17 protein-coding genes and 1 pseudogene are annotated in these 16,706 nt (G+C 55.6%); 7 read left to right on the plus strand and 11 right to left on the minus strand.

Going from position 1 to position 16,706, the window contains the following annotated elements; translation table 11 throughout:
- The 6 genes from KO1_RS16130 to tssE form a co-directional block, all read left to right on the plus strand.
- A partial coding sequence (locus KO1_RS16130) for a hypothetical protein (RefSeq protein ID WP_148719760.1) occupies positions 1-180 on the plus strand: 180 nt, incomplete at its 5' end.
- A 240-nt stretch (positions 181-420) separates the two neighbouring features.
- Positions 421-603: a PAAR domain-containing protein gene (locus KO1_RS16135; RefSeq protein WP_024274067.1), complete on the plus strand. Its 183-nt coding sequence runs from the start codon at positions 421-423 to the stop codon at positions 601-603.
- 172 nt (positions 604-775) lie between these two features.
- On the plus strand, positions 776-2,536 hold the full coding sequence (gene tssF / locus KO1_RS16140; protein ID WP_024274068.1) for a type VI secretion system baseplate subunit TssF: 1,761 nt from the start codon (positions 776-778) through the stop codon (positions 2,534-2,536).
- A complete protein-coding gene (tssG, locus tag KO1_RS16145) occupies positions 2,500-3,585 on the plus strand; it encodes a type VI secretion system baseplate subunit TssG (RefSeq protein ID WP_064407047.1) in 1,086 nt (361 codons plus the stop codon). Before tssF ends, tssG begins: the two co-directional genes overlap by 37 nt.
- On the plus strand, positions 3,563-4,102 hold the full coding sequence (tssJ, locus tag KO1_RS16150) for a type VI secretion system lipoprotein TssJ (RefSeq protein WP_004101511.1): 540 nt from the start codon (positions 3,563-3,565) through the stop codon (positions 4,100-4,102). Before tssG ends, tssJ begins: the two co-directional genes overlap by 23 nt.
- The gene (tssE, locus tag KO1_RS16155) at positions 4,102-4,593 is read left to right on the plus strand and encodes a type VI secretion system baseplate subunit TssE (protein ID WP_004101512.1); all 492 of its coding nucleotides are present in this window, start codon (positions 4,102-4,104) and stop codon (positions 4,591-4,593) included. Before tssJ ends, tssE begins: the two co-directional genes overlap by 1 nt.
- A 148-nt stretch (positions 4,594-4,741) precedes the next feature.
- On the opposite strand, the gene KO1_RS16160 is transcribed toward tssE, so the two are convergent.
- The gene (locus tag KO1_RS16160) at positions 4,742-6,421 is read right to left on the minus strand and encodes a glycoside hydrolase family 43 protein (protein WP_004101515.1); all 1,680 of its coding nucleotides are present in this window, start codon (positions 6,419-6,421) and stop codon (positions 4,742-4,744) included.
- Between the two features lie 55 nt (positions 6,422-6,476).
- Positions 6,477-7,916, minus strand: coding sequence for an MFS transporter (locus KO1_RS16165; protein ID WP_163470950.1), 1,440 nt, complete (start codon positions 7,914-7,916; stop codon positions 6,477-6,479).
- A gap of 1,066 nt (positions 7,917-8,982) precedes the next feature.
- On the opposite strand from KO1_RS16165, the pseudogene KO1_RS27385 reads away from it, so the two are divergent.
- Positions 8,983-9,320: pseudogene (locus KO1_RS27385) on the plus strand (carbohydrate porin); the annotation flags it as partial.
- Between the two features lie 64 nt (positions 9,321-9,384).
- On the opposite strand, the gene KO1_RS16175 reads toward KO1_RS27385, so the two are convergent.
- From KO1_RS16175 to KO1_RS16215, 9 genes are all read right to left on the minus strand, one after another.
- On the minus strand, positions 9,385-10,344 hold the full coding sequence (locus tag KO1_RS16175) for a YbgA family protein (RefSeq protein ID WP_024274071.1): 960 nt from the start codon (positions 10,342-10,344) through the stop codon (positions 9,385-9,387).
- A gap of 14 nt (positions 10,345-10,358) precedes the next feature.
- Positions 10,359-10,892: a DUF3833 domain-containing protein gene (locus KO1_RS16180; RefSeq protein ID WP_024274072.1), complete on the minus strand. Its 534-nt coding sequence runs from the start codon at positions 10,890-10,892 to the stop codon at positions 10,359-10,361.
- Positions 10,889-12,112: an SAM-dependent methyltransferase gene (locus tag KO1_RS16185; RefSeq protein ID WP_024274073.1), complete on the minus strand. Its 1,224-nt coding sequence runs from the start codon at positions 12,110-12,112 to the stop codon at positions 10,889-10,891. Before KO1_RS16185 ends, KO1_RS16180 begins: the two co-directional genes overlap by 4 nt.
- Entirely contained in the window at positions 12,109-12,831 is a 723-nt protein-coding gene (locus KO1_RS16190; RefSeq protein WP_004101529.1) for a DUF1365 domain-containing protein, read from the minus strand. Before KO1_RS16190 ends, KO1_RS16185 begins: the two co-directional genes overlap by 4 nt.
- 1 nt (position 12,832) lies before the next feature.
- Positions 12,833-14,092 carry an NAD(P)/FAD-dependent oxidoreductase gene (locus KO1_RS16195; protein ID WP_017146024.1) on the minus strand — a complete coding sequence of 420 codons (1,260 nt, stop codon included), beginning with the start codon at positions 14,090-14,092 and terminating at the stop codon, positions 12,833-12,835.
- On the minus strand, positions 14,089-14,808 hold the full coding sequence (locus KO1_RS16200; RefSeq protein ID WP_004101533.1) for an SDR family NAD(P)-dependent oxidoreductase: 720 nt from the start codon (positions 14,806-14,808) through the stop codon (positions 14,089-14,091). The genes KO1_RS16195 and KO1_RS16200 overlap by 4 nt, the downstream gene beginning before the upstream one ends.
- Positions 14,805-15,239 (minus strand): nuclear transport factor 2 family protein, encoded by a 435-nt coding sequence (locus tag KO1_RS16205; RefSeq protein WP_004101535.1) that lies wholly within the window; start codon positions 15,237-15,239, stop codon positions 14,805-14,807. Before KO1_RS16205 ends, KO1_RS16200 begins: the two co-directional genes overlap by 4 nt.
- A gap of 267 nt (positions 15,240-15,506) precedes the next feature.
- The gene (locus tag KO1_RS16210; RefSeq protein WP_004101537.1) at positions 15,507-16,235 is read right to left on the minus strand and encodes a MerR family transcriptional regulator; all 729 of its coding nucleotides are present in this window, start codon (positions 16,233-16,235) and stop codon (positions 15,507-15,509) included.
- A 100-nt stretch (positions 16,236-16,335) separates the two neighbouring features.
- A complete protein-coding gene (locus tag KO1_RS16215; RefSeq protein WP_023320839.1) occupies positions 16,336-16,680 on the minus strand; it encodes a DUF1294 domain-containing protein in 345 nt (114 codons plus the stop codon).
- Between the last annotated feature and the right edge of the window lie 26 nt (positions 16,681-16,706).

Raw genomic sequence — 16,706 nt, forward strand, 5'->3', positions numbered from 1 at the left:
ATCACCGCGCCGGACAGGCGGCAGCTGCAGTGGCTGCTGCGTACGGAGCTGGGCGACGGTCCGCTGGCGCTGCTGAAGCTGCGCAACTTCAGGCTGCCGGCGCAGATATTCAGCGCCGGTGTCCCGGCAGCCGGCCGCACGGATGAAGAGGGGTATGACGCGAGGGAGGTGAGTGAATAATGAACCCGGTGGCGGCCAGCCACGACGAGATTTGACGGTCTTAAGACCACTTCGGCGGTGGCTGGAAATGCCCCCCCTCGAATGAAGCTATTGTGTCGGAGACGGGACGCGGCGAAGCAGAACAAATCCGGTTACGGCCGGAGAGAGAATTGTTACCTGGCGTACTGAGATCTGTCTTGTCGCTCAGAACGGCGGGTAGTGCGTCAGTAATCTGAATATCGACCCATTAAGGAGAGCGCAATGGCGAAAGGGAGTGACTTGATTCGCGTTGACAGAACTACCTGCGGCGGATTTATCTGCCGGTTCACTATTCTGGGCGTACCGGTTGCGCGTGAAATAGACCGGGTAACGGGTGGTCAACATCCGGGCATATACACGATCGCTGGCTCTCTTCCTGGAGACAGTCTTGATGGCCTGGGGTAGGCCGGAACGTTGCACAATAAAAGTTCCTGTCCTGGCCCGGTTCGGTTTATCGCCTCAATGATGAACGATACCTATGAGCTGTGATGCTGCTAAAGGTGTATCAGATCGTTCTTCCTTCCCGCGCTTTTAACAAAACGCGTTCACGTTGCTACAAGGCACAGCATAAAATTCTATGGATGACTTAACTCTGCGTTATTTTGACGCCGAAATGCGTTACCTGCGTGAAGCAGGTGAAGAATTCGCCCGCGCCCATCCTGACCGGGCAGCGGCCTTAAATCTCGACAAAGCGGGCGCGCGCGACCCGTATGTGGAACGCCTGTTTGAAGGCTTCGCCTTTCTGATGGGCCGCCTGCGGGAAAAACTCGACGACGATCTGCCGGAACTGACCGGCGGTCTGGTCAGCATGATCTGGCCACATTACCTGCGTACCATTCCTTCGCTCTCCATTGTCGAATTCACCGCGGACTGGCATGAACTGAAAGAACCTCTACGCATAGAAAAGGGCTTTGGCATACTTTCGCAGCCTATTGGCGAAAAGCGCACCCGTTGCCATTACACCACTACGCAACCGTTGACCCTGCTCCCCATGTCGCTTGTCCGGGCGGGGATGTCGACGGAAGCGGACGGGCGCTCGCTTATCCGCCTGCGCTTTGAGTGCAGCTCGCTGGCAGACTGGAGCCGCATCGATGTAAGCCGCGTCCCGCTCTATCTGAATGCCGATGCGCCGCTGGCCTGCGCTCTGCATGAGGCGCTGACGCTCCGGGTGGCGAAAACGTATGTTCGCCTCCCCGGCAATGCCGAACGCAGGACGCTGGACGCCCGTTTTGCCGTCTGCGGTTTCAGTCAGGATGAGGCGCTACTGCCGGAGAGCTGCAGCTTCAGCGGTTATCAGCTGCTGCTGGAGTATTTTTCCTTCCGGGAAAAATTTATGTCGGTGACGCTGCGCGGCCTGGAAAATGTGAATTTCCCTGAGGTTCTGGCGTGGTTTGAAATTGATATCGTGCTGGAGAAACCGTGGCCGCACGAATATGCGCTGTCGGAGAAAAATCTGCGCCTGCACTGCGCGCCGGTGATTAATCTGTTCCCTCTGGAGTCCGATCCGCTGCACCTGGACTCGTTGCAGACCGAATATCTGCTGCGCCCGATGCGTATCCAGGATGGGCATACCGAGATTTATTCCGTGGATTCGGTCACTTCCTCGCGCCATTCCGGCCATCAGACGTATGTGCCCTTTACCAGCTTCCGTCACAAAGGGGGCATGCTGCGCCATGATGCGCCGGAATATTACTATCATACGCGGGTGAAGCCCGGTCCTTCCGGGCTGCACGACACCTGGCTGATGCTCGGCGGCGAGGCGTTTGATAACCACAGCGTACCTGAGCATGAAAAGCTATCGCTCAGCCTGACCGGCACTAATGGTCAACTGCCGCGCCGGGCGCTACAGAGCGCGCTGCTGGATACGGTGGTGAAATCCACCGCCACGCCTATCCAGGTGCGCAATCTTTGCGCCCCGACGCTGCCGTGTTATCCGCCGGATCGCGACCGATTTCACTGGCGAGTACTGAGTCATCTCGGCAGCAGCTTCCTGTGGATGATGGATAACGCCGACGTGCTGCGCGGCGCGCTGGCCCTCTATGACTGGACCGATAACGAGATGAATCGCCGCCGCCTGGAGGCGATTGTCGATGTCAGGCACAGCGAGGTGGAACGTTTTGCGCAGGGCCATTTTCTGCGCGGCGTACAGATTGAGGTGACCCTCGACAGCAGCGGCTTCGCCGGGCACGGCGATATCTGCCTGTTTGGCGAAATGCTGAACCGCTTCTTCGCGCTCTATACCGATATTCATCTGTTCAACCATCTGATTCTGATACTACAACCTGGGGGAGAACGTCTCGAATGGCAGGAGAACCACAACCGCCGTATTCCCGGCTGAGTCCCCGGCTGGAGCGGGAAATCCATCGCATTAACTTCTACCGCTTCTGCCAGTTACTGGAAAAGCGTCACCCGGAAGCCTCCCCGTTGGGCGGTACTCTGAACCCGGCCAGCGATCCGGTACGTTTTCGCCCGCATCCGGGAATGGGCTTCCCGGTTAGCGAGCTAAAAGCGGTGGAATATGATGAGTATCATCCTGATGCGCCGCCGACGGTGCGTACGACGTTTATGGGGCTCTACGGCGTCGACTCACCCCTGCCCACCGCATGGCTCGATGATATCGCCCGACAGCGGGAAGGGCACGAAGCGCAGGAGGCCTTTCTCGATATCTTTAACCACCGCATTCTGACGCAGTTCTATCGCATCTGGCGAAAATATTCGTACCCGGCGACGTTTGAAGCGGGCGGCAGGGACAGCACCTCGCAGAGTCTACTGGGACTTATCGGTCTGGGCATACCGGGTACCGCAAAGCATATCGCCACTCCGACGTCGCGTTTTCTGGCGCTGCTCGGCATCATGCGCCTGCCTGCGCGTACCGAAGAGGGCGTGCAGGCGCTGGTACGGCTGCTGGCTCCCCGCACGCAGGCCCGCGTCACGCCGCACTCTCCGCGCCCGTTTTCCATCAGCCATCCTCTGGGGTTTTACGACAATGACGATTTTCTGCTTGATGGCTATAACGTGCTGGGCGATGAAACGACAGAGATCAGCAGCCAGCTGTTGATTGCGCTGAATACGGATGATATTGCCGAGACGCAGGGATGGTTACCGGAAGGGCAGCTATATCAGGACTTTGTGGTCCTGCAGCGGGTCTATCTCGGGTGGCGCTATAAGGCGCGGATACAGCTGACCGTTCCTGCTCAGCTACTGGCTGCGCCGGTGCTGGGCGACTCCCCTTTTATGCTCGGCATGACGGGGGTACTGGGTGTGGAGGGGGAAACGATCCCGCCCGATATCCCCGCCGCTTTTACTATTGAGCCAGGCAACTATAACGGAATGCCGTCTGCAACTTTACAACAAGGAAACCAACGTGTTGCGTATCACTTCGATTAAGCGATCTACCTTACTACTTATACCGTTAATGCTGACGGGGTGTGGCCTGATGCAGAAAATTAGCGACGGCACCTCATCGGTAGTGAAATCGGTCTTTTATAAACCGGTAAAAACCCTGCATCTGGACGTGACTGGCCGGGCGGAGCTGAACACCGATGAGCGGGAAAATGCCTCATTCTCCCAGCCGGTGATGGTATGGGTGTACCAGCTCAGGGACCGTAAGGCGTTTGATCAATTGCTCTATCAGCAGCTGGCTTCGGAAGGTGATAATGCAGCCGGAAACGAACTGCTTGCCAGCCATAGCCTGGTGGTGAAACCCGGCGCAGACGCCAGCCTCGACATGCCGATGGATGAAAGAACGCAGTTTATCGCGGTGGTGGGGCTGTTTCGGGCGCCGGATATGGTGAGGAATGACTGGAAGCTGGTACTGAGACGCGACGACCTCGATCCGGACAAACCACGCGTTATTGAAGCCAGCCAACATCGTCTGACGCTGCAACCGAAGAAGGATGACTGATGATGGGGGGAACTTCTCTGTATGAAATGCTCTACGGCAATTTTGCCGGAGGGACTGCACTGGACCAGGTGAGCGAAGAAACCCAGGTGATTCTGTCGGTTCTGGATAATATGCAGCGCATTGTTAACTGTCGCGCCGGGACGCTGGCGCATCTTCCGGATTACGGCCTGCCGGATATGACTAAAATTCTGCAGGGTATGCCAGGGACGGCCCATGAACTGATGAGCATCTTGTCGACCGTGTTGCTTAAATATGAGCCCAGGCTAAAGAAAGTGAAGGTGGTTCTGCTGGCGCAGGCGATGGCGGGCAAGCTGCGCTATGGGCTTGATGCTGAGCTGAGGGGTATTGGCCTGGTACGTTATGGTACCGTATTTATGCCCGAGGGAAGGGTGCTTATTCGTCATCTGAAGCAGCAGCATTACCTGGAGGCCCGTTCCGCAATCCAGGCTTTGCAGGCTGGTATCATCAGTTCGTCCAACGCTGAAGCTTGATGAGAACCGGCGGTGGCCCGTGCCCGCCGGGGAATGATGCGCTTTAAAGATGAAAACGCGCCATCGACGCTCTTCTTGCGAGCTGGCGCGGTCCGCCGCGCCAGCTCCGCTTACAGAGACGTTTGGCTACCCCTAACCAGCGGGTCGTTTAATAACTACGTAACTCATTGGCTTCCCAGCTATAAACCTCATTACCAACTAACGAATCGCCAAGTTCCTGATAATCAAAATGATAAAACTCAGCGCTGGCGCCATAGCCGGAGTAGTCGACTGCCGCAAGGCCAACAAACGCTCCGGTAAAGAAACCGCCATAGCTCTGCAAGACATAGTCATCTGAAAGGATAGCGGCATCTAACCTGACCGGGATTTCAGTGAACGCGACGCCATCAAAGCTATATTCATAGCTATACGTTTCCTTCCTGACTTTGCTGCGCAACCAGACATATTCGACATGCTCTGGCACCTTAATGGCATTATCTTTCAGATAGGAAGTATATTTTCCGCGATTATTTTCCCCTATTTCAATGACCCTTCCATTAATTTCATTCCAGGTAACAAACACAAAGCTCCAGTGGCGATCGTTATAGTAATTCGTTAATCCTGCCATTTGCTGGTAGTTGAACGGATCAAATTTTACTTTTACCTGGGCATCAAAATAAAAGGCTTGCCAGCGTCGGGCAATCAGCGACAGATCGTGCGTATTGGCTAAAGAGCCCTGGCCGATTAAGGTGAGCTTTCCGTCTCCGGTAGTACCCATTTTCTCGCTAAAGGGCACCCGCAGCGTATTCCAGTTGGGATCGAGCGTCGGCGTGGTAAAGTCGTCGTGCTGGCTACGATCCTCTGCACTTTCGGTATAAATGGCGTCTTTCGGCCCCTCGACGAACGTTTTACCGCCGTGACCGCCCGCAATACGCGGCCAGCCATCTTCATCCCAGTACACTTTTTGGATCGACGTTTCTCTGCCGAGGGTTGACCAGCCGCGAGGATCGTAGACCGACTCGCCAGGGCGATTCCACGGACGAGCGCAGAGCGAGGCATAGTACCATTCGCCTCCTGGGGTAGAAACTAAGGCGCCATGCCCTTGCTTTTGGATATAGCTGTCTGGCGTATCAACATTCGTTAAGAAGACGTCTCCCGGTTCGGTGGTAAAACTGTTGGCTTCCAGCGTTTTTGAGCGGGCAACCACTTCCTGGTGGGTGAATACGGTTCCTCCTTGAGCGGCAAAAAGATAATAATATCCGTTGAGCTTATAGAGATGTGGCCCTTCAACGAGGCCAACGGCAGTCCCATGATAAATGGTACGCGCGGTTCCTGGCATTAATTTCAGGGTTTTGGTATCCAGTTCGGTTAACGTAATGCCGTCAAAAGGGTGGTGATATTCGCGATGATCCCAGGTTTGCTGCACGATATATTTTCGGCCATCATCATCGTGGAAAAGAGAGGCATCAAAACCCACGCCGTTAAGCTTGACAGGATCGCTCCAGGGGCCGCGAATATCGGTCGCGGTGGTCAGATAGTTAGTCATGTCTTTAAAGGCGCCTTCGGTGACTTTGACATCGGTATAGACTAACCAGAATTGACCGTCGGCCCAGGAGAGCGCCGGCGCCCAGATGCCGCCGGATGAGGGGTTGCCTTTCATATCCAGCAGGGTGGTCGTTGACAAAGGCGCAGGGAGAAGATTCCAGTGCTCAAGGTCTTTTGACTCATGTAAACGAACGCCAGGAAACCACTCAAATGTAGAGTTGGCGATATAGTAAGTGTCCTCGACACGGATAATACTGGGGTCGGCATTAAACCCACGTAAAATAGGGTTTTGAATAAGAGACATATCATTACACCTTTTTTATTTAAAAGTTCCAACTGCGTCAGATTTATATTTTTAACTACACGCGTATCTCATCAAGCTGACGATTGATATCGGTCACGTTTTTGTCCGAGATGGGATAAACCTGGATAATGATCATTGAAATAATCGCCAAAGCAATCGGGATCCAAACTGCGGTCATTATAATCCCCTCGATTGCGCTGGCACTTTGCCGGGCGCCGGTTTCATTGAAGCCATAAACGGCCAGCAACCACAGAGGAAACGCGCCGCCGATAGTAAAGCCAATCTTAAAAAAGAGCCCCATAATAGCGTTAATGATGGCAGCGTTTCGTTTGCCCGATTTTAGTTCGCCATATGCAATCACTTCCGGCACCAGCGCCCACATGAAGCCGGTCGCTGACGTTAAGCCCCACTGTTTAATAAATGTCGCGATGTAAGCAAGCCACAGCGCATCGTGCATACCCTCGCGCGACCAAATATAGGTTAATAATTCACCGACAATGAACATGGCCAGAAAAAGATGGAAGAACCCTTTTTTGCCAAAAATTTTCTTGAGTCGCGGCCAGAAAATGGGGAAAGCAATGCCCGGAATAGAGGCGACCAGGCCAACTGCCCCCATCCATTCTGAATGGCCAACAACGTACTGATTGAAAAAGCCATTTACCGTGTTCATAAAAAACATGAACGTAAAGGCCAGCATAAAGAACAGTCCGAGAATAACCAGCGGGCGATTATGTTTGAGTTCAAGAAAAAGATCGGTGGTTTTGACGTTAGCCGTCTGTTCCGCTGTCGCCACCACACGTTCTTTGGTGAATTTATAGCAGATGAAAAGCGCCACCGCGCCAATCAACATATAAATTGAGTAAACGCCAAACCAGGCATAGTTCGCAGAAGGATCGGTATAGTTACCCAGATTGAGTTCAATACCAAAAAAACCGGTGTCCTTCAGGCTGCGATCTTTAGGCGAAGCCATTTGTACAAACATCGGGAACAGAGTATAGACAAGCAGGTTGGCGCTGTTGGCCAGCATCATTCGCGTACTGGTGAGCTTATCAATCGATTCCGGGTCGCGCGTCAGTGAAGCGTTAAGTGAACCATAAGGAATATTCACGAGCGAATAGACTAAATCCAGCGCCAGATAGATGATAAAAGCAAAAGGGACTGAACCGCGGACGCCGGGGATCGGGGCAAAAAGTAAAGCGGAAAGGATCACCAGCGGCACGCCGGCTCTGAGCAGCCAGGGACGGTATTTCCCGGCGTTCGATGTTCTCTTATCAACGAAAGTTCCCACCATCGGATCCCAAAAGACATTGATGATGCGGACAAAAAGAAATATAAACCCTGCCGTTGCTGTACTGATGGTATTGACCGTCAGCATGTGCAGAGCAAGAAAACCGCCAATTGTGCCAAAAACCAGGTTTTGAGCAAAGTCGCCCATCCCATAACCAATACGTTCCCCGCGAGTTAATTTATGATATTCGTCATGGCGACTTTGCATTATGTTTTTACCCATGCTGAGCAGACTCCGGCTTGCTGTGTAGATGTGTAACACTTTCTGACATAAATGATCTCGAAGAATCTATTACGTTTTTAAATTAATTTATTATGTTTTTTTACTTCTGTGATCATCAAAGCAAAGGCAACTCCAGAGTATGTTGAGTCGCTACACAAAAATGCTATTCCGCCTGCGTTGGAATTTTCTAAAACCACCATTTTATCCCTTACAACTTGCATTCCTGCATAAAATGTACGCCAGATAGCTCCCCGAGTGTTAAATATATAAAGCTGTTATTTGCGAGATGGCTCACATTTGGGGCTTTTCTTAATCGCTGAGTGAAATAACGTAATTCAATGACCGGGCAGGAGAATAGAGGATGTGTCACAATTATTAATTTACTTTTCCCTTGATTTTGGCGTTTAGCATGCAACGGTATTTTGCGAGGGGCACGGTCAGCGTTTATACCACCAGCGCGGCGCTGTCGCAGTCGAGTCGTTACGGTGTTCCTGGCGGTAGCGCAGGTTAATACGTCCATCACTGCCGACGGGTGTTTGGGCGCTCCGCAAGCCTTGTGGACGCTTGCGCTGCAATAAAGGCATGCAGTCGAAAAGGAGAGGGACGGGACAATAACGTTTTTACCCATACTGTTTTGCATTTATGCAGCCGATGAAGACTTGCCGGGTATATGCCGCAATAATCGTAAGGATATATCCGCAGGGTTTTCCTTATACCCTATGAAAAATAGCAGGGGGCTGTTGGAATAAGGATATACGTTCCGTCGCAAATGCCTGAGCCGTTACTGAGTTCACTGCTGGTCAGCGAATTATCCTTAGGGTAGATTTATACGGATTAGCATAAATGATGACACGTTTATTAGGGAGGCGCGACAACCCGAATAGTGAAAAAACCTCACTGGCCGGACAAAATAAAAATTAAATTGCTCTCATAATAGCGGCATATTCTGCCTGCCCGGAATGGGATTGTTATTATCTGAATAAGATTAACCTGTCTTGAGATAAACATGACAATGATAAAAAACTTACATCAACGATGGCGGTTATCGCCGCTGGCCTTCCGCGACTATGACAACGGCAAGGACACTAGCGACAACCGTAAAACGATGGCGCCATCGTGCGGCCAATGTACTTCTGGAACGATGTGCATTCGACCTGGCTGGAAGCAAGCTATCAGCGCGTCGATTACGATCGGGGCGGCGATAACCGCGGCTGGAAGCTGACGCTGTCGCAAAACATCGCCATTGGCATGGGGGCGGAGAGCCGCCGGATGCTGCGCTTCTACGTCCCCGGCGGCCGGGTGGACAATAAGCACATCGCCAAAGTGAACGACAGCAGCGTCGAACGGCTGCATTCGTTAAACGTCGGCGGGATGTTTGAGGCGTGGTTCCAGGTCTGTCGGCATCTACGCGAACAGGCTGGCCTGCGCCGGCCTGTTCGCGGGTTCTGTAGACTTAATTCACCGTCAGGCGCAGGGCCAGATCCTGCGGATAGGGATCAAAGTAGTTCTGCGTCTGCAGGTAACGATCCGGGTATTCCGCCAGATAGTGCTTAAGCAGCGTTAGCGGTGCGAGGATCGGCAGCAGTCCGGAGCGATAGTTGAGGATCACGTCGCGTAACTCGCCGCGCTGGCGGCTGTTCAGCTGGTTACGGAAGTAGCCCTGAATATGCATCAGTACGTTGGTGTGATTTTTACGCGAGGCGGGCTTTTTCAGGATCGCCATCAATTTGTCGCGGTACGCCACAAAGAAAGCCTCCAGATCCTCCCATTCATGCAGCGAGGCAACGAACGGGCCAATTTCCCGGTAACCCGCCTGATGGTGAGCCAGCAGCTGAAGCTTATAGCGGCTATGGAAATCCAGCAGCCCACGGCGCGTCAGGCCACTTTTGTGCAAGCAGTTGAGCTCGTGCAGGGCAAAAACTCTTTCGACAAAATTCTCACGCAGCGCCGGATCGTGCAGGCGGCCGTCCTCTTCTACCGGTAGCCAGGGATATTTCTCCAGCAGCGCGGCGGTAAATAACCCTGTGCCTTCTTTACGTCCGCGATTGCCCTTATCATCATACAGCCGCACGCGCTCCATACCGCAGCTAGGTGATTTGGCGCAGACGATAAATCCCGACAGTTCGCCCAGCGTCGTAAGGTGGGCGCTGGCAAAATCGGCCATTTTCTCCGTTACGTCGTCGTGCGGAGCATGGGTGAAGCGCATGCGGATATCCCCTTCGCGAGTTTGGACCAGCCGCAGCGCAGGCCGGGGAACGGGCAGGCCGATCGCCATCTCCGGACAGACGGGCTTAAACGCGACCCATTGCGCCAGCTCATCCATCACGAATCCCATTCGCTTATGCCCGCCGTCGAATCGCACGGCTGCACCGGTCAAACATCCGCTGATCCCAATCAAAGGTTGTGTGCTCATGGCATAATCCTCTTTTATTGTGCTGTCCGGGTGAAGAAAAGGGTGACGGTGGCGACGGTAACGCCAAATTTCTTCATCTCCGTTTTGTTGAACAGATGCACGCCGTCCTGCAGGAACATCCAGTCGTCGAAATCGAGTCGCCAGCGGCTACCCTCGGCTTTTACGTTCATGCTGTAGCGCCAGTGAAAAGCGTTGCCCGATGCCTGGCCAAGCGCCACGCCGGTAATATCGCCAGCGGTGCCTTGATAACGGTTGTCGCCGGTGCGGCGAATGCGCCATACCCGCTGCTGCTTTTCGCCATCATCGTAGACAAAGCGTTCATGTAGCGTCAGCGTGTCGCCAACAACCTCACCGTCAATCTCAACATGAAAGCGGCGTAGCTGCTTGCCATGGCGATCCTGCACCATCCCCCATGCTTCGGTTTTACCCTGAAAATAGTGGAAGATATCCAGCGCCGGCTGCTGCTGTCGATAATCGGTCACTTCGGCGCTGCAGCCCGCCAGCGCCAGCATCAGCAGCGCGAGGCCAAGGGTCAAAATGCGTTTCATGATGTTCGCTCCGCGGTGAGCTGCACGACGCTGATGGTGCGGGCGTTAAATCCGGCCTCACAGTAGCCGAAGTAATAAAGCCACATGCGGCGGAAACGTTCATCAAAGCCGAGCTTCTCGATATCCTGCCAGGCGTGGAGAAAACGCTGCCGCCAGTGGGCCAGGGTACGGGCGTAGTCCGGGCCCATATCGAACAGATCGCGCATCACAAAATCGGTATGGCGCGTCATCAGTTCGTTCATCACTGTAATGCTGGGCAAAAATCCGCCCGGAAAGATATAGCGCTGAATAAAATCCACGCTTTTGCTGTAGCCGCGATAGCGCTGGTCCTGGATGGTGATTGCCTGGATCGCCATCCTGCCGCCCGGACGCAAGCGCGCCTGACAGGTGCGGAAAAAAGCCGGCAGATAGCGTTGGCCCACGGCCTCAATCATCTCCACCGACAGCAGCTTGTCGTACTGGCCGGTGAGATCGCGGTAATCGCAGAGCAGCACGTCGACGCGATCCTGAAGCCCGGCGCGGGCAATCCGCGCTTTGGCCCACTGAAACTGTTCCTGCGACAGGGTGGTGGTGGTGACCCGACAGCCGTAATGGCGAGCGGCGAATTCGGCCATTGCTCCCCAGCCGGTACCGATCTCCAGCAAATGATCGCCGGGCGTAAGCGCCAGACGCTCGCACAGGCGCGCCATTTTGGCCCGCTGGGCCTGGGTGAGATCCTGACCGTCATCGGTAAACAGCGCGCTGGAGTAGAGGAGCTCGTCGTCAAGAAAGCGGGCGTAAAAGTCGTTGCCCAGATCGTAATGGGCGGCGATATTCTCCTTCGCCTGCGCGCGCGAGTTGCGGCGCGTCCAGTGGCGCAGTCGTTCTACGGGCTTGCCCAGTAGCCGGAAGCCGCGCTCCAGCCGTCCCAGCACCTGGCCGTTGCGCGCCAGGATCTGCAGCAACTGCGTCAACTGCTGGCTCTCCCATTCTCCGTCCATCCAGGCCTCCGCCGCGGCAAGGCTGCCGCCAGTGAGTAAGCGCCAGTAGACGCCCGCGGAGAGGACGTGCGCGTCGGCGCGTAACGTCGCGGCGGGGTCGCCAAAGTGAAAGGTCTGCGCCCCTTCGCGAACGGTGAGCGAGCCTTCACGAATGCCGCTCAACAGACGAAAGAGCAACCAGCGCGCGATACGTACGTTGCGCGGGATATCGGGCTCAAGCGCAAAAACGGGATCGGTCATGAGCGTTCACTCCTGCTGACAGGATGGTTGTACAGCGGCACGCGCTTGAGCCACAGCCGTAGCGCCTGCCAGTAAATCGCGAGAACGGTTTTCAGCGTCATCAGCGGAATGCGCAGCAGCAGCCCTCGCAGGTTGGCCCGGGTTAAGGGTTCACGGCTCAGGGCCAGCGTGGCATCGAAGACTTTTGCCGTCTGATGGTTCTCAATATGCATATGCAGCGTTTTACCGGGCCGGTTGAATCGCCAGTGATAGACCATGTCCATCGGGTTAAACGGCGAGACGTGAAATGCCTTATCCAGCGGACGCGTCCGTTGGCCGTCCACGGCGTAGTAATGCCGTTCATTCCACGGCGTGTTGCGCACTTCTGCCAGTACCCAGCGCAGGGCGCCTGCGCCGTCATAGCAGTAGTAAAAGTTGACCGGGTTAAAATGAAAGCCCAGATAGCGCAGCTGGGTCAGCAGCATAACGCGGCCATCCGGACGCGCGCCGGTCAGGCTTTCCAGCCGATTCAGAACCTGCGCTTTCAGCGGCGTACCCAGCGGGTAATCCGCATCGTAAAAAGAGGCGGCAGCAAAACTATTGCGGCGGATACCCACTTCGCTGAGCAGGTCCAGTTCATCCAGATCGAGCCAGGCCATGAAGATGCGATAGCGAAAATGGTGCGCTTTCGGCTGGAGACGGCGGTGGCGTAATACCCCTTCATACAGGCAGCTGTTCATTTCAGCGATTCTCCGTCGCGGCGATGCCGTTGACCACATCGAGGGCGCTGCGCACGCCATCTTCATGGAAGCCGTTATACCAGTACGCGCCGCAGAACCAGCTCCGCTGGCGGCCGTTGATCTCCTCGCGCCGCAGCTGAGCCGACCCGCTTTGTGGATTAAACAACGGATGTTCATAGACCATACGTTTCCAGACGAAGCGCGGGTCCACCGGCGTCGGCGGATTGAGGGTGACGCAGAACAGCGGGGCGTCGGCAGGCAGGCCCTGAAGAATATTCATGTTGTAGGTGACGCAGGCGCTGGCCTGATCCTGCTCGCTCAGGCGATAGTTCCAGCTGGCCCAGGCGCGCTTACGCACCGGCAGCCAGCGGGGATCGCTGTGCAGAACCACCTCGTTGCGCTGCCAGCCGATATCGCCCAGAATCTCGCGTTCGGCGACGGTGGGTTCCGCCAGCATGGCCAGCGCATCGGCCGAATGGCAGGCGAAGATCGCCTGATCGAAATGCTCCTCTCCCGTTGCCAGTTGCAACGTCACGCCATCCTGACCGCGGATAACGTTTTGCACCGGCGTATTGAGGCGGAGGCTCAGGCGATCGCCAGACCGGACAAGCAGGGCGCGGACGTATTCGCGCGAGCCGCCGGGCACCACGTACCACTGCGGACGCTGGCGGATATCCAGCAGGCCGTGATTATCAAAGAAGCGTAAGAACAGCGCCAGCGGGAAGCGACGCATCTCCTGTAGCGACGAAGACCAGATAGCGGCCCCCATCGGCAGAATGTAGTGGCGCGCAAAAAAAGGGCTAAAGCGGTGGCGCTCGAGGAAGGTCTGTAGCGTGGCGGCCGGGTCGAACGCGCCTCCCAGAGCCTGCTTCGCCAGCCGATTAAAACGGACGATTTCTCTCAGCAGACCCCAGAAGGCCGGCTTAAGCAGATTGCGTCGCTGGGCGAAAAGCGAACTCAGGCTATGACCGTTATACTCCAGGCCACTCTGCGGGTTATGGACCGAAAAGCTCATTTGCGTTTTTTGGCCGCGGATCCCCAGCTCGCTCAGCAGGCCGATAAAGTGCGGATAGGTGCGATCGTTATACACAATGAATCCGGTATCGATGGCCCACGTACCCTGCGGCGTGGCGATATCCACCGTTGCGGTGTGCCCTCCCGGCGTGGATGCAGCTTCGAACAGGGTTACCTGGTGTTGCGCGGCAAGACGCCATGCGCAGGTCAGCCCGGCAATCCCGCTGCCAATAATCGCGATTTTCATGACCGTACCATCCTGCGTAACAGCTTGCGTTGAAGACTTTCAGGAAGCCCGGCCAGCAGGCGCAGAAGCAAACAAAAGCCAGTCGGGAAGGCAATACGATCGTGACCTTTCGCCAGGCCGCGGCGAATGGCTTTCACCGCCTGCTCCACGCTCACCTGTCCAGGCATTGAAAAATCGTTCTGACGCGTTAGTGGGGTATCAACAAACCCAGGCGAAACGACCGTGACGGCGATCCCTCGTGGCTCCCAGTCCAGGCGCAGACTGTTGGCAAACCAGGTTAGCGCCGCTTTCGATGCGCCATAGGCCTCGGCCCGTGGAAAGGGCAGCCAGTGCGCCATCGAGCTCACCAGCACCACGCGATTCCCGGCTGACAGCTGCGACTGAAGCGCTGCCAGGCAGTTCACCGGCCCGAGAAAATTGGTGGTGATGACTCTTTCAACCAGCCCGGCATCAACCATGCCGCGATCGAGGTACTCGCAGGTCCCGGCGCAGAGAATGACCCAATCGGCGCGGCAGTTGGCGAGCGTCTGGCGACAGGCATCCCTGTCCGTCATATCGAATGAGAGAACGCGGATGTTGGGGCTGTGCTGCTGTAGCGCCGCCAGACGAGACGGATCGCGGCCGCAGGCAATGACAAGATGACCATCCGCAGCAAAGGATCTGGCGAGCCCGGCGCCAATGCCGGAGCTGGCGCCGGTGATCAGAACAGTCATCATTTCCGCACCCTCCGCTTGACGCCGCGCACCGCCGATCCCAGCAGGGGAAGATGTTCATACAGCATCTCTCCGGCGTCGTAGTAGTCACGCTGATGAATAATGCGTTCGTCCTCAATGGTGACCGTTGAACATCCCGCAAGCTCTAGCGCCGCTCCGCCGGCAAGCCGCGGATGCGACCAGTGCATGGTCCAGGCGACGGCAAAGCGTTGACCGGCGCAGAGCGGGGCATCGAGGGTGAAACGGCAGTGATCCACGTTAGCCAGCAGGTGTGAAAGGTAATCCTGGATTGCGGCCAGTCCCTGATGTTGGCCAAAAGGATCGATCAGCACGGCATGGGCATGGTACAGCTCGGCCAGCGCTGAGGGCGGCTGGGTATCCAGCGTGGCATAGTACGCGCTAAAACGACTGATGGCGGACGACGAGGGACGCATAGGTCACTTCCTGAGTAAACAATGTGGCATAGTTAAAACTTACACAATTAATAATATTTGTCCAAGTTTTGGTGAAAATATTTTTTATTGTTGTTATTTATCATGTGGTTATTATTGAAACTTTGATGCGTGGTTCTGGAGGCGTTAGCGAGAAAAGAGGCGTCTGCGAGCGGGTGCGAAAAAGTTGCACGAAAAAGCAAAGGGGGATTTTTGTTGGGGCGATACTGAGGGACCTGTTCGCTGCGCCACGGGGTGTGGCGCATGCCATTACAGCGCGACAATCTCCAGCGAGACAACCTGCTGCTGCCAGCGTTCAATCTGCCTCTGCCGGGCAGGCGAGAGTTTACCGGTCGTCACCAGCAGCCATTTGCGTTCTGGCAGGATCTCCGGTGCAAGGGTTGCGGGAGGGGTGGGAAGGACGTCGATGCGGTGACCCTTGCCGGTGCGCTTGAGCGCTTCAAGCCAGATTTCGCAGGCGTCCGTCAGGTGCCAGCCGGTGATCAGATAGTTATCGCCGGGCGCTTTTTTGTCCCCTTCGAGGCAAAAGGAGGTATAGGCGATAATGATGCCATCGAGGATTTCGCGCAGCGTCATGATTGCCGGGACATTGGCGGAAACCTGGCTACGCAGCGGGCGCAGCACTTCGGTGACCAGCTCGGGGCGGGGATATTCACGACCGGCGTCGTAAATCAGCTGGCGCAGTGATTCGATTTTTCCCTCTTTCAGTCGCTGCAGCATGCTTTCCTGCAAGGTGAGCCAGTTATTTGTCCGTCGCGCGCCGGGACGGGCCAGCAGGGGCTTGACCTGGCTGACCGGCACCCCTTTTTTGACCCAGTCGAGAATTTTGAGCGCCTGCTGAATATCGTCATCGCTGTACAGACGATGGCCGCCATCGGTACGCTGTGGCTTAAGGAGGCCGTAGCGACGCTGCCAGGCGCGAAGCGTGGTCGCGTTAATGCCGCAAAGCTGCGCAAATTCACCGATGGAGTAGGTCATAAGGTACACCTGATAATCAACAATACTCTCAATAATATACTACGAATAGCGGCGGGTTGAATGGCTTGCCCCGTTTACCCGCCGCCAGCGTTGCCATCGCTCAGTGAGCGGAAAAAGCATACAACCCATAAATCGCCGCCATCCCTGCGATGCTGACCATCGTACTGATGACGAACCAGGTCCTGAACGGCTGCTTCTGCGTTTTGTGGCGGAACAGCCTTTGGCCCGCTATCGCGCCAGCCCAGCCGCCCAACAGGCCAAATGTCAGTAAAGTGGCCTCTGGCACTCTACGCCAGGCCCTGCGCGCCGCCATTTTATCCACGCCATAAATCACCAGCGTCAGTACGTTAATCAGCAGCAGCCAGACAGCAAAGGGCCAGGAGGTAAAAAAGCTACCGATCGCTGCGAAGAACAGTAGCAGCCAGCAACACCGGTTGAGATGCATAATATGAGCCGCGGTTATTTTTCAGC

The sequence above is a fragment of the Klebsiella oxytoca NBRC 105695 genome, assembly GCF_001598695.1.
GTDB lineage: Bacteria > Pseudomonadota > Gammaproteobacteria > Enterobacterales > Enterobacteriaceae > Klebsiella > Klebsiella oxytoca.